The organism is Citrobacter braakii, assembly GCF_009648935.1.
GTDB lineage: Bacteria > Pseudomonadota > Gammaproteobacteria > Enterobacterales > Enterobacteriaceae > Citrobacter > Citrobacter braakii.
This window is the reverse complement of record NZ_CP045771.1, coordinates 4,904,509-4,917,491: the sequence shown is the minus strand read 5'-3', so window position 1 is coordinate 4,917,491 and position 12,983 is coordinate 4,904,509. Positions and strand designations below refer to the sequence as shown.

At 49.5% G+C, this 12,983-nt stretch carries 14 protein-coding genes, 2 tRNA genes and 1 rRNA gene; 11 read left to right on the top strand and 6 right to left on the bottom strand.

Annotation, left to right across the window (positions count from 1 at the left end; translation table 11 throughout):
* The first annotated feature begins 3 nt into the window (after positions 1-3).
* From rrf to dkgB, 3 genes are all read left to right on the top strand, one after another.
* Positions 4-119 (top strand): 5S ribosomal RNA (rrf, locus tag GFC06_RS23220).
* 55 nt (positions 120-174) lie between these two features.
* A tRNA-Asp gene (locus GFC06_RS23215) sits at positions 175-251 on the top strand.
* A gap of 164 nt (positions 252-415) precedes the next feature.
* Positions 416-1,219 (top strand): 2,5-didehydrogluconate reductase DkgB, encoded by an 804-nt coding sequence (gene dkgB / locus GFC06_RS23210; protein WP_049282727.1) that lies wholly within the window; start codon positions 416-418, stop codon positions 1,217-1,219.
* A gap of 20 nt (positions 1,220-1,239) precedes the next feature.
* On the opposite strand, the gene yafC is transcribed toward dkgB, so the two are convergent.
* The gene (yafC, locus tag GFC06_RS23205; RefSeq protein ID WP_049282726.1) at positions 1,240-2,154 is read right to left on the bottom strand and encodes a DNA-binding transcriptional regulator YafC; all 915 of its coding nucleotides are present in this window, start codon (positions 2,152-2,154) and stop codon (positions 1,240-1,242) included.
* Between the two features lie 104 nt (positions 2,155-2,258).
* On the opposite strand from yafC, the gene GFC06_RS23200 reads away from it, so the two are divergent.
* From GFC06_RS23200 to GFC06_RS23190, 3 genes are all read left to right on the top strand, one after another.
* On the top strand, positions 2,259-3,434 hold the full coding sequence (locus GFC06_RS23200) for an MFS transporter (RefSeq protein WP_153690716.1): 1,176 nt from the start codon (positions 2,259-2,261) through the stop codon (positions 3,432-3,434).
* A 131-nt stretch (positions 3,435-3,565) separates the two neighbouring features.
* Entirely contained in the window at positions 3,566-4,366 is an 801-nt protein-coding gene (locus GFC06_RS23195; protein ID WP_047498513.1) for an endonuclease/exonuclease/phosphatase family protein, read from the top strand.
* A 76-nt stretch (positions 4,367-4,442) separates the two neighbouring features.
* Entirely contained in the window at positions 4,443-5,213 is a 771-nt protein-coding gene (locus GFC06_RS23190; protein WP_049271174.1) for a class I SAM-dependent methyltransferase, read from the top strand.
* Positions 5,214-5,262: 49 nt separating this feature from the next.
* Here GFC06_RS23190 and mltD read toward each other — a convergent pair whose 3' ends face one another.
* Together mltD and gloB are read right to left on the bottom strand one after the other, a co-directional pair.
* Positions 5,263-6,621: a murein transglycosylase D gene (mltD, locus tag GFC06_RS23185; protein WP_047498509.1), complete on the bottom strand. Its 1,359-nt coding sequence runs from the start codon at positions 6,619-6,621 to the stop codon at positions 5,263-5,265.
* A 71-nt stretch (positions 6,622-6,692) separates the two neighbouring features.
* Positions 6,693-7,448 (bottom strand): hydroxyacylglutathione hydrolase, encoded by a 756-nt coding sequence (gloB, locus tag GFC06_RS23180; RefSeq protein WP_153690715.1) that lies wholly within the window; start codon positions 7,446-7,448, stop codon positions 6,693-6,695.
* A gap of 33 nt (positions 7,449-7,481) precedes the next feature.
* On the opposite strand from gloB, the gene GFC06_RS23175 reads away from it, so the two are divergent.
* Positions 7,482-8,204, top strand: coding sequence for a class I SAM-dependent methyltransferase (locus tag GFC06_RS23175; RefSeq protein ID WP_153690714.1), 723 nt, complete (start codon positions 7,482-7,484; stop codon positions 8,202-8,204).
* Here GFC06_RS23175 and rnhA read toward each other — a convergent pair.
* Complete coding sequence (rnhA, locus tag GFC06_RS23170; RefSeq protein ID WP_016151805.1) at positions 8,201-8,668, bottom strand: ribonuclease HI; 468 nt, start codon at positions 8,666-8,668, stop codon at positions 8,201-8,203. The two genes, GFC06_RS23175 and rnhA, sit on opposite strands and share 4 nt — an antisense overlap.
* A 64-nt stretch (positions 8,669-8,732) precedes the next feature.
* On the opposite strand from rnhA, the gene dnaQ reads away from it, so the two are divergent.
* Together dnaQ and GFC06_RS23160 are read left to right on the top strand one after the other, a co-directional pair.
* On the top strand, positions 8,733-9,461 hold the full coding sequence (dnaQ, locus tag GFC06_RS23165; RefSeq protein WP_194831207.1) for a DNA polymerase III subunit epsilon: 729 nt from the start codon (positions 8,733-8,735) through the stop codon (positions 9,459-9,461).
* Between the two features lie 134 nt (positions 9,462-9,595).
* A tRNA-Asp gene (locus GFC06_RS23160) sits at positions 9,596-9,672 on the top strand.
* Positions 9,673-9,826: 154 nt separating this feature from the next.
* Here GFC06_RS23160 and GFC06_RS23155 read toward each other — a convergent pair.
* Positions 9,827-10,345, bottom strand: a complete 519-nt coding sequence (locus GFC06_RS23155; RefSeq protein ID WP_016155747.1) for a hypothetical protein — start codon at positions 10,343-10,345, stop codon at positions 9,827-9,829.
* A gap of 1 nt (position 10,346) precedes the next feature.
* Positions 10,347-11,030 (bottom strand): winged helix-turn-helix domain-containing protein, encoded by a 684-nt coding sequence (locus GFC06_RS23150; RefSeq protein ID WP_227021093.1) that lies wholly within the window; start codon positions 11,028-11,030, stop codon positions 10,347-10,349.
* Between the two features lie 749 nt (positions 11,031-11,779).
* On the opposite strand from GFC06_RS23150, the gene GFC06_RS23145 reads away from it, so the two are divergent.
* Together GFC06_RS23145 and GFC06_RS23140 are read left to right on the top strand one after the other, a co-directional pair.
* Positions 11,780-12,328, top strand: coding sequence for a fimbrial protein (locus GFC06_RS23145; protein ID WP_016155749.1), 549 nt, complete (start codon positions 11,780-11,782; stop codon positions 12,326-12,328).
* A gap of 69 nt (positions 12,329-12,397) precedes the next feature.
* Complete coding sequence (locus GFC06_RS23140; protein WP_019076063.1) at positions 12,398-12,946, top strand: fimbrial protein; 549 nt, start codon at positions 12,398-12,400, stop codon at positions 12,944-12,946.
* Positions 12,947-12,983: the final 37 nt, after the last annotated feature.

The window sequence follows — 12,983 nt, the reverse complement described above, 5'->3', positions numbered from 1 at the left end:
TTGCCTGGCGGCTGTAGCGCGGTGGTCCCACCTGACCCCATGCCGAACTCAGAAGTGAAACGCCGTAGCGCCGATGGTAGTGTGGGGTCTCCCCATGCGAGAGTAGGGAACTGCCAGGCATCAAATTGCAGTAAACCGGGATGAATAATCCGGGTAGTGACAAAGAAATTCGGTGGAGCGGTAGTTCAGTTGGTTAGAATACCTGCCTGTCACGCAGGGGGTCGCGGGTTCGAGTCCCGTCCGTTCCGCCACTTATTAAGAGCCCTGAGCTAACGCTCAGGGCTTTTTCTTTTCCAGCGATTTAATTATTGCTGAATCCGCAAAAATCCTCTGCATTTTTCACTCTTTTTCGGCAAAGAACTGATGGTCATAATCCTCTCAGTTAACGAACATAGTGATTAAAAAGAGGAATTCTATGACTATCCCTGCATTTGGTTTAGGTACGTTTCGCCTGAAAGACGACGTGGTTATCGCTTCTGTCAAAACGGCGCTTGAGCTGGGCTACCGTGCTGTCGACACTGCGCAAATCTATGAAAATGAAGCGGCTGTTGGTCAGGCGATTGCCGAAAGTGGCGTACCGCGTAACGAGTTGTACATCACCACCAAGATCTGGATTGAAAATCTCAGCAAAGACAAACTGATCCCAAGTCTGAAAGAAAGTCTGAAGAAACTGCGTACGGATTATGTCGATCTGACGCTGATCCACTGGCCATCTCCGGGCGATGCGGTATCCGTTGAAGAGTTTATGCAGGCGCTGCTTGAAGCGAAAGAGCAGGGGCTGACTCGCGAAATTGGTGTCTCAAATTTCACTATTCCGCTGATGGAAAAAGCCATTGCTACAGTAGGTGCAGACAATATCGCGACCAACCAGATTGAGCTGTCTCCGTATCTGCAGAGTCGTAAGGTGGTTGACTGGGCTAAAGCGCACGGTATCCACATCACCTCTTACATGACGCTGGCTTACGGTAAGGCGCTAAAAGATGAAGTGATTGCACGCATTGCCGCTAAACATAACGCGACCCCGGCGCAGGTTATTCTGGCATGGGCAATGGATGAAGGTTACTCCGTGATCCCTTCATCTACCAAGCGTGAAAACCTGGCAAGCAACCTGCTGGCGCTGGACCTGCATCTGGATACTGAAGATAAAAAAGCGATCGCGGCACTGGACTGCAACGATCGTCTGGTCAGCCCGGAAGGCCTGGCCCCTGATTGGGATTAATTGCCCGACCCTCTGTACCTTTAACCCTCTTTCACAGCTCCTTCGGGAGCTGTTCTTATATACTCACTTAAAAAGTCTATAAATGCCCGAATGCGTGTACTGACCGCACGATCGCTGTAGTAAACGGCGCTGAAAGGCATTTCTACCGGCAGACGTTTATCGGCCAGCAGCTCTACCAGTTCTCCCCGCGCGATCTCTTTATCAATCATATAATCTGAAAGACATGCGATACCATTGCCGCTCAGGCAAAGCTGTTTTAACGTTTCCCCGCTGTTGGAAGAAAGCCCACATTCGACCTCATGGAGCTGTCCGTCGCTACGGGCAATCGGCCAGGTATTGAGTGAAACGGGTTCGGAAAACCCCAGACACAGATGCTGCTTTAACTGTTCGACGGTCTCGGGCTTGCCAAAACGGGCAATATAGTCCGGTGAGGCAATAATCTTACGATAGCTGGTAAACAACGGACGCGCACGCAGGCTTGAGTCAGTCAGCGTACCTGCTCGTATTGCGACATCCACTTTTCGTTCAATAAGATTGATGAACGTTTCTGAGGAGACAAGAGACAACGTCATCTCAGGATATCGCTCACGGAACGGTTTGATTAGCGGCATCAGGAAATGCAGCATCACCGGCGTTGCCGCGTCGATACGCAGCAGGCCGCGCGGGGTATTGCGCGACTCCATGATTTCCGTTTCTGCTGCTGCCATCTCTTGCAGTATCTGCTGCACACGCCTGAAGTAGCGTTCTCCTTCTTCAGTCAGGCTTAGCTGTCGGGTAGTTCGATTAAGCAGACTCACACCCAATTTCATCTCCAGCTTTTTTACTGCCCGACTGACTGCGGAATTAGCCTGACCGAGTTGTTCTGCCGCCCGGCTGAAGCTGCCGCTTTCCACAACGGCCACAAAAATCGCAAGTTCTTCAGAGGTTGCTTTCATTTTTGCACCTGACGCAAAATTATATTGAGATTTTAGATATTTTTGTTATTAAAGCATCCCGGCATACTGCGTGTCATCTGATTACTGATGTTACGGAGTTATTTATGCCTCTCGCTTTATTTGCACTAACAATAAGTGCCTTCGCTATTGGCACGACTGAGTTTGTGATTGTTGGCCTGGTGCCGACCATCGCTCAACAACTGGCGATCTCGTTACCTTCTGCCGGGATGCTGGTTTCAATCTATGCGCTGGGTGTGGCGATTGGCGCACCAGTGCTGACCGCTCTGACCGGAAGCCTGCCACGTAAACAGCTGCTTGTCGCGCTGATGGTCCTGTTTACGGCGGGGAATTTACTGGCATGGCAGGCACCCGGGTATATGACACTTATTGTCGCCCGTCTGCTGACAGGGCTGGCTCACGGCGTATTCTTCTCGATTGGTTCCACTATCGCGACAAGTCTGGTGCCAAAAGAACAAGCGGCTTCCGCTATCGCTATTATGTTCGGTGGCTTAACGGTGGCGCTGGTCACGGGCGTGCCGCTGGGTACGTTTATCGGCCAGCACTTTGGCTGGCGTGAGACTTTCCTGGCAGTATCAATGTTAGGCGTGATTGCGCTGATTAGTAGTCAACTGCTGATCCCGGCTAACATTCCTAGTCGAGCGGCCGCCAGCATTCGCGACCAGGTGAAAGTGCTGACTCATCCTCGTCTGTTGCTGATTTACGCCGTTACGGCATTGGGCTACGGTGGTGTGTTCACGGCTTTCACCTTCCTGGCACCGATGATGCAGGATCTGGCGGGCTTCTCCCCGGCAGCGGTGAGCTGGATCTTACTGGGTTACGGCGTATCAGTCGCTATCGGCAATATCTGGGGCGGTAAGCTGGCGGATAAGCATGGTGCGGTTCCTGCATTGAAATTCATTTTCGCCGCGCTGTTTGTTCTGCTGATGGTCTTCCAACTGACGGCTTCCACGCAGTACGCCGCGCTGGCTACCATTTTGGTGATGGGGATCTTTGCCTTCGGTAACGTACCGGGGTTGCAGGTCTACGTGGTACAGAAAGCGGAACAATTTACGCCCAATGCTGTTGATGTGGCGTCAGGGCTGAACATTGCAGCGTTTAACATTGGTATTGCACTGGGTTCCGTGATTGGCGGACAAACGGTCGAGCATTATGGGTTGGCGCAGACACCATGGATTGGCGCACTTATTGTTCTGGTGGCTTTCCTGCTGATGGGGCTGAGCGGCCGTCTTGATAAGTCCACACGCGTTGCTCTAGGGTAAATCATTGATGTAAGCGCCTACTTACAAAACAAACTGCAATTGTTCGTTGAAAGTGAGTGCTAAAATCCCTATAACAGAAGAACCAGTCCGGCTGCGGACTGGTTGACGTTACAGAGGTTTGAAAGTCTAAAGTGCGAAAAAACACCTATGCCATGCGTTATGTTGCCGGACAACCCGCCGAGCGGATTTTACCGCCGGGCTCGTTTGCGCATATTGGCCAGGCATTACCCGCAGGCGTACCGTTGAGCAGTGAAGATCGCATTCGCGTGCTGGTATGGAATATTTTTAAACAGCAGCGAGCAGAATGGCAGTCGGTGCTGAAGAATTTTGGTAAAGACGCGCATCTGGTGTTATTGCAGGAAGCGCAAACCACGCCAGAACTGGTGCAGTTTGCGACCACTAACTATCTCGCTGCCGACCAGGTTCCCGCCTTTGTGCTGCCTCAGCACCCCTCTGGCGTTATGACACTCTCCTCCGCCCATCCAGTTTACTGCTGCCCATTGCGCGAGCGTGAGCCTATTTTACGGCTGGCGAAATCGGCGCTGGTGACGGTGTACCCGTTGCCTGACTCTCGGTTGTTAATGGTGGTGAATATCCACGCGGTTAACTTTAGCCTTGGCGTTGATGTCTATAGTAAGCAGTTACTTCCCATTGGCGATCAGATTGCTCATCACAGCGGTCCGGTGATTATGGCCGGCGATTTTAATGCCTGGAGCCGTCGACGGATGAATGCGCTGTACCGCTTTGCGCGTGAAATGTCGCTGCGCCAGGTGCGCTTTACCGACGATCAGCGCCGCCGCGCGTTTGGTCGTCCTCTCGATTTTGTGTTCTATCGCGGTCTGAACGTGAGTGAGGCCTCTGTGCTGGTCACCCGCGCCTCCGACCACAACCCGCTACTCGTTGAATTCAGTCCCGGCAAACCTGAACAATAACGGTGTGTCAGGTCTGCCGTAGGGCAGGCCTGTGATGGTTGCCCTTCATATTTCACAACAACCGAAGGACAACACAATGACAACACGCTCTCATCATGACAACGTCGAAAAACAGTTTGGCTCTCAGGCTAATGCCTACTTAACCAGTGCGGTGCACGCCTCTGGTCGTGACTTGCAACGTCTGGGGGAAAGGTTGCTGGCATTTCCGCAGGCCCGTGTGTTGGATATGGGATGCGGAGCGGGGCACGCGAGCTTTGTGGCCGCGCAATACGTAAAGCAGGTAGTGGCATATGATTTATCGTCGCAGATGCTTGACGTGGTCACTGAAGCGGCAAAGGACAGAGGTCTGGAGAATATCGCCACACGGCAGGGTTATGCTGAAAGCCTGCCGTTTGAAGATAACGTATTTGACGTGGTGATTAGCCGCTATTCCGCGCATCACTGGCATGATGTCGGGCGTGCGTTGCGAGAAGTGAACCGCGTTCTGAAGCCCGGCGGCGTGCTGATTGTGATGGATGTGATGTCGCCAGGCCATCCTGTACGTGACATCTGGTTGCAAACTGTGGAGGCATTACGCGATACCTCGCACGTACGCAACTATTCCAGCGGAGAATGGCTGTCGTTAATCAATGACGCCAATCTGATTGCCGATACCTTGTTAACCGATCGTCTGCCGCTGGAGTTCAGTTCGTGGGTGGCGCGGATGCGTACGCCTGCAGCGTTGAGCGACGCGATCCGTGTATACCAACAAAGTGCTTCTGCGGAAGTGAAAGCCTATTTTGCGTTACAGGAAGATGGCTCGTTTACCAGCGACACGATAATGGTTGAAGCACATAAAGCGGGATAAATAAAAAAGGCACTGGGGGGAAACCAGTGCCTTCATTTCTACAATGCTATCAGGAGTCCGGCATACCGCTGTTTTTCACAAACAACGTTAGCTGATCGCCTGGCTGCAGATTGTTCGTATCGCTGTTCCAGCGCATCACATCCTTGATGTTAACCCCGTGGCGTTTGGCAATGCTCGAGAGCGAGTCGCCTTTACGCACACGATAGGTGATGCTATCGCTGTTGTTCGCCAGTCGCTGTGCGCTGGTACCAGCGCCCACCGTCAGATTTTGGCCTACTTTCAGCGATGACCCGCGCAGATTATTCCACTGCTTAAGGTCATTGGTGCTCACGCCAAGACGTGAAGCGACGCCAGAAAGCGTATCGCCAGAGCGAACTTTGTAGCTACGGCTGTTCAGCGGCGTGTTATCCGCAACCAACGTTGACTGCACGGCTGCAATTTCGCCTGAGGCCAGAGACTCACGCAGCTTCTCTGCATGCTTCTTTGGCACCATCACATATTGCGGACCACTGGCACCCAACGTGGAGCCTTTCACGCCTGCATTGAAGGTTTTCAGCTTGCTGACGGAAATACCCGCCATATCGGCAACCTGAGCCATTTCAACTGGGCTACTCAGGCGAACACGTGCCAACGCGCGGCTTTCGTCTGTTGTTGGCAGACGCACGCCATAGCGTTTGCTGTTTTTGAGTATATCGCTCAATGCCAGCATTTTTGGCACATATAGCTTCGTTTCCTGAGGCAATGGCAACGACCAGAAGTCAGTGGGTTTACCACGGGCTTTGTTCGTTTTAATTGCCTTCATGACACGACCTTCACCGCTATTATAAGCAGCAACGGTCAGCAGCCAGTCGCCATCAAACATTTTGTTCAGACGCTGCATCATGTCCAGTGCGGCGGTGGTGGAAGCCACAACGTCGCGACGTGCATCATAACTGCGGGTCTGTTTTAAACCATAATTGCGCCCCGTGCTCGGAATGATCTGCCAAATACCTGCGGCATTGGCGCCAGACGTTGCGTGAGGATCAAAAGCGCTCTCCACTATGGGTAGTAGTACCAGTTCCATTGGCATGTTACGTTTCTTAACCTGCCCGGCTATCCAGTACATATACGGCTCTGCCCGTAAAGTTACATCGTGGAGATAGCTCTTATTGCGTAAATACTTCTGTTTCTGTTCGCGAATCCGGTTGTTTTCCGGAATTCCCATCTTTAGCTCGTCACCAATGAAAGCCCACAAATCTTGATCAGCAGCGATAGATGTTCCGTCGTCCATCCATCGCGCCTGACTTGTAAACTTTCCTGCTTCCCCTTGACCAGCTGCAGAAAGGCTCTGTGCGTGTTGTTGGACGTTACCAGTATTCTGGCACCCAACAAGCAGGACAGAGGCGAGTAATATCGCTTTTGCCTTCATGTGTGTGTCAATAGTTGCTTAAAAGACGACCGATCATAACGGCGAAGTTTTCAAAAGGCAACCCGCAATTGTCAGAACGTATCTTTCTTTGACCTTAACCAGGCAAAACGCTCTTCAGGTTGTTGCAATATTGTTTTTTTATTTATTTCATTAATTAAATCAATATCTTCCGTTCTTAAAAAAAGATTATTTCGTCGCTCATTTTTCAGAATTACGGGCAGTGTCATTTGTTTTTTTACGCGTAACTCATTAACTTTACGATAATATTCATTTATGAACGGATCGTGCGGAAGAATGCTTAAGGCAAACTTCATGTTTGCTAATGTGTACTCATGTGCGCAACAAATCAATGTATCGTCAGGAAGTGCGTTTAGTTTTTTAAGTGATTGATACATTTGAGATGCTGTGCCTTCAAAAAGCCGACCGCAGCCACCGGAGAAGAGCGTGTCGCCGCAAAACAGGTAAGGGTAGCTAAAGTAACAGATATGTCCTAAAGTGTGACCCGGCGTAGCAATTACCGTAAATTCATGCCCCAAAACGAGAGCAGTATCGCCATCTTCGACTATATGCGTCGTTCCCTTATCTTGCGTTTCAGCCGGTCCGTATACCGCGATTTGTGGGAAATGTTGCAGAAGTTCTTTCACGCCGCCCACGTGATCCTGATGATGATGTGTCAGCAGAATGGCCTCGGGAACCCAGTTATGTTCTGCAATAGCTTTCAGAACAGGTGCTGCTTCACCCGGGTCCACAATCAGACAATGTTTGTCATTATTCGACAGGACCCAGATGTAATTGTCCTGAAATGCAGGAATACTGTTAAGATTCATAGATTACCTCTCAATGCGTAACGGAAGGTTGTGATGAAACCGGCAAGGATCCCTCAAACTGTCGTAGCGCCCGTTAGTTGGGATGATTTGCCCTGGGGCGAACACTATCGTCAGGCGCTGGAGCATCAGCTTAACCCGTGGTTCGCAAAAATGTACGGATTTCATCTGCTTAAGATTGGTAATTTAAGCGCAGAAATCAATTCTGAAGCGTGCGCGGTTTCTCATCAGGTAAATGTTTCTTTGCATGGCGCTCCCATGCAGGTGACTGCCGATCCTTTACATCTGCCCTTTGCCGATAAGTCCGTGGATGTTTGTTTGTTGGCTCATACGCTACCGTGGTGTTCCGATCCACATCGCTTACTGCATGAAGCCGATCGCGTGCTTATTGATGACGGTTGGTTGATTCTGAGCGGCTTTAACCCGGTAAGTCTGATGGGATTGCGTAAACTGGTGCCCGTATTGCGTAAAACATCGCCCTACAACAGCCGGATGTTTACCCTCATGCGGCAGTTGGACTGGCTCTCATTGTTGAATTTTGAAGTACTGCACTACAGCCGTTTTCATGTCCTGCCCTGGAACAAGAAGGGCGGGAAAATGTTAAGCGCCCATATCCCTGCGCTGGGCTGTTTGCAACTGGTGGTTGCGCGTAAGCGAACCATTCCGCTTACGCTCAACCCGATGAAACAAAATAAAAGCAAAACGCCTATCCGCCAGGCCGTTGGCGCAACCCGGCAATACCGTAAACCAGACGTTTAAGCCTCAGCCTGATACCCAATATCATCCTGAGTGGGACGCATTGCAGCAGCGCGCGCAAGCTCATCACAGCGTTCGTTTTCCGGATGGCCCGCATGGCCTTTAACCCATTCCCATTTGATTTGATGCGGCCCCAGCGCGGTATCCAGACGTTTCCACAGATCGACGTTCTTCACTGGTTTTTTATCTGCTGTTTTCCAGCCGCGCTTCTTCCAGTTGTGGATCCACTGCGTAATGCCCTGGCGCACATACTGGCTGTCCGTGCTGAGTATCACTTCACACTGTTCTTTCAGGGCTTCCAGCGCAACGATTGCCGCCATCAGCTCCATGCGATTATTGGTGGTGAGGTTGTAGCCTTCGCTAAAGGTTTTTTCGCGCCCGCGATAGCGTAAAATCGCCCCATAACCACCTGGCCCTGGATTTCCCAGGCAAGAACCATCGGTGAAAATCTCTACCTGTTTAAGCATCTCTGGTAGACTTCCTGTTTTAGCAAATCGAAATCAAACGATAAGTCTGACATAAATGACCGTTATGAGCACTGGAATTACACGACAGATCGTCCTCGATACCGAAACCACCGGTATGAACCAGATTGGCGCCCACTACGAAGGCCACAAGATCATTGAGATCGGTGCGGTTGAAGTGGTGAACCGCCGCCTGACCGGGATTAACTTCCACGTTTACCTGAAACCGGATCGGCTGGTGGACCCGGAAGCGTTTGGTGTACACGGAATCGCAGACGAATTCCTGCTTGATAAACCTACGTTTGCCGATGTGGCCGATGAGTTTCTCGACTACATCCGCGGTGCGGAGCTGGTCATCCATAACGCATCGTTTGATATCGGCTTTATGGATTACGAATTCGCTAAGCTCAGGCGGGATATTCCGAAGACAAACGAATTCTGCAAAATTACCGATAGCCTGGCGCTGGCGAGGAAAATGTTTCCTGGCAAGCGCAACAGCCTTGATGCGTTATGCTCACGCTATGAAATAGACAACAGTAAGCGAACCCTGCACGGCGCATTGCTCGATGCCCAGATTCTGGCCGACGTTTATCTGATGATGACCGGTGGGCAGACCACGATGGCGTTCTCAATGGAAGGTGACAGCCAGCAGCAGAATGACACGGGGATCCAGCGTATTGTGCGACAGTCCAGCAAACTACGCGTTGTTTTCGCCACTGATGAAGAGTTAGCGGCCCATGAGTCGCGCCTTGACCTGGTGCAGAAAAAAGGCGGAAGTTGCCTCTGGCGGGCATAGTTTGTACGTTTTCCGTATGGAAATGACCATTCGGGTGATTTTTGCAGCAAACGATTAAAAAACGTGAGAAAAAGCGTTGACGAGGCGTGAGGCAATCCGTAATATTCGCTTCGTTCCCAAGCGGAACACAACGCGGAGTGGTAGTTCAGTTGGTTAGAATACCTGCCTGTCACGCAGGGGGTCGCGGGTTCGAGTCCCGTCCATTCCGCCACTATTCAGAAAGCCTGAATCAGAAATGATTCAGGCTTTCGTCGTTTTAGCCCGCCACAATAATAATCTCATCATCACACTTTATCGACCACGTCCGTGCTATCGGGCAGGCAACACATCAGGTCATCCTTAACCCGACGCATATCCAGGGGCAATCAACCTGCGAAGTGATTCATCACGCAGGCGAAACGGGGGGAAAAGTTATCGCCGATAAGCACCGTTTCTTCATTCAAGTGCTTTAGCATATACAGCTTGTCGGCACGTTCGTAAGCGTCGAAGAAGAGATAATCGACTGCATCCGTTGCTTCATCATCGGGGGATTTTTCACGTCCGTTGGGAGTGAGCATGAAAACACCGGCGGTATGGCCGAGTGGTCGGGCATAGCGAAAGAACAGTTTTCGGTTCACAGCAAACTCGCCATCATCACTTTTGAGTTTCCCTTGTACTGACAATGAAAGGTGTCCGGAGTTGTAGCTGGTAATCAGCATTATTCCATGGAGTACCTTTTTTGTATCCTGGATGTCGAGTATCGACGTGAATTCCGAGGAGCAGGAAAAACTGATTTCTTGTTTTTTCGCATTCCCGGCGATAATAAAAAAAGCGATAGCCGCCAGCCCAAAAATGGCAATCACGACTGACCATAGTAAAGGAGAGTGATCGCTTTCTTGCTTCATATCATTCCTCATGATGGCGATACTGGCTGATGCAATGGTAATAGCCGAGGTTCAGCCCGCATTCAGCGGCAAACGACCACTCAACCAGATTATGGTTGCTCGCCCAGGTATTGAGATACAGATCTTTTGGGTACGAACAGTCGGGGTTAATGCCCACGGACTTGAAAATATCCAGCGCTTTCTTTTCGGTTATGGTATCGGTGAGGGCGTTTCCTAATATATGTACTCGGCATTGTTCATAGTCGATAGTCCGCAGGATAGTCGCGTCCGTCATGGCGATTTCATTGGGAATCCATGTTAACCACGCTGTCGCCAGCACGGCGATACCGGTAATTAACGCGGTTATCGCGACAGGCCAACGGCTTTGTTTCTTTTTGTTGAGCGTCGATGCAACATTGGTAATTCTGGCGGGAGCTTGCGCTTCTTCCAGTTGCTGAATATTGATATTAGCGTCGCCCATCCGAAATCCCATCCGCGGAATTGTGACGATGAGTTCTGCAGGATGACCCGTAGACGTTATTGCTTTGCGCAGAAATGAAATGTGCTGATTGAGATTCGCATCCGTCGCTCTGGCGCCATTATGCTGAAAAACATTCAGCAGAATTTCATCACGCGAGGATATCTCTTTACCATTTTGCAACAAATAGAGCAGTAATTGTGTTGCCACATTATTCAATGTGGCCATTTCACCAGATGCCAGGTCTTTTAGGGTATTTTTATGTGGTCTGAAAACTAAGCCATCACCAATAATTACGGATTTAATTTTGTTTATTGGTATATGAGAAATCACTGATGTCTCCTTTAAAGCAGGATATCTCGCATTCGAGTGGGTGAAGCAATAGCATAACATAATTCATTTATAAAAAATGGTTGTACCATAGATCGCTTTATTAATATTTATATAACAATATTTTAATATCTCTTATAGAATCCTCTTTTCTCCTTCCTCTCTTTCACTATCTTATTGTCATTACTCGCTTTTGATATCCAATTTCATTTTTACAAAAATTTCATAAATACATTTTGCCTGTTGTTCTGGCTAAATAAAAAAATAGTTGATAGATAAAAACTCTATAAAAATGCTGAATGATAGATATTAACACTGGATACGTCGTGATTTTTGGCGGTTTTTTAGGTAAACGATCGCTCTGCAGACAGTGTGACAACATGATTCCCTGAGTTTGATTAATACCGGATTTTTGCATTGTGTCATTTTCCCGTCGACTTAATATAAGCCCCGAAACAGCGTAAACAACTGTGGACGGTATTTCGGATGGAATACCAATGAAGTTCAAAATACGGGGCGGCTTGAGATGGATTGTTTGCAAGGATATGCGCTACCGCCACCTGCAGATCAGGATTCCCGGACATAAATTATCTGCGGAAATAGATCTTCGGAATAACTAAAAAACAGATATAAGGTTAAGTAGTAATATGAAAATGAAAAACGTGGCTGTGGCCTGTGCGCTGATGGCGGGAATGACTTTTACTGCCTCTTCTGCTTTTGCTGCAAAAAATGTCGAACCGACTAACGGTAAAATTCACTTCACCGGTTCTCTGGTTAATTCCGCATGTGGTCTGGCACCAGAATCCAGCCCGGTACAGGTTAATTTTGGTGAGATCCCAACTTCTCAGTTAAAAGACAACCAACGTGCTGGCGTTAAGCATGCCAAAATCGTTCTGCAGGGCTGTGATACGACCGTCGCGAAAACAGCCACTGTGACTTATACCCCGGCAACGATTGATACAGACAACAACGCGCTGGCTGCGTTCACCTCTGGTACTGCAAAGGGTGCGGGCATCGGTATGATTGACAGTGGCAACCAGGACGTGGAATGGGGCCAAGCCGCCTCTCAGGTCAACATTACCGATGGTGAAACCGACATTGATTTCGTCGCTTACCTGCAGGCAAACAACGCATCTGCCGCGGTAACCCCAGGTGATTTCGAATCTACCGTTAATTTCCAGATCGACTACCAGTAACGATCTGCAGCAGGCGCATTAACGCGCCTGCTTAACCCTTCCTGCGAATAACTGAAAGGAAATGCGGTGATGCCTGGATGGCGAATTTTACTGCTTTTTATCTTCATATCGCCTGCATGGGTTTTGGCTGACACCAATCGTCTTGTCAGTACGCCCGGCAAAATGCGCATGCGCGGAAATATTATTGAGGCTGCCTGTTATGTCGATCCACGCGACCGGTCGCTACTGGTTGAATTTGATGATCTCTCAGCCAGAGATATTTCCGGAAAACCAGAGAAAGTATCAGCGCATGATTTCAGCATTCATTTGTTGGGATGTTCATTAGGGGATTCTCAACACCCCGGGAATCTGTTTCAACGCGCCAATATTACCTTTTCTGGTGCACCGGATAGTGACAATCCTGATTATCTAAGCGTGCAATCGGAAACTGAAAATTTAGCGATAGAAATATATGACAGCAACGGACAGCAAATTCATCTGGGTGAGCCATCACCGGACTATGTGCTTAATCCAGGGAAAAACACGCTCAATTTTACGGCTTATTTGATCTCCCGCGACGGAAGAATGACATCTGGCGAATTTACTGCGGTCACGCATTTTGTTGTGAATTATCTCTGAGCTGCACTGCAATTCGGGTATCTGAAGGTTTGCGAAC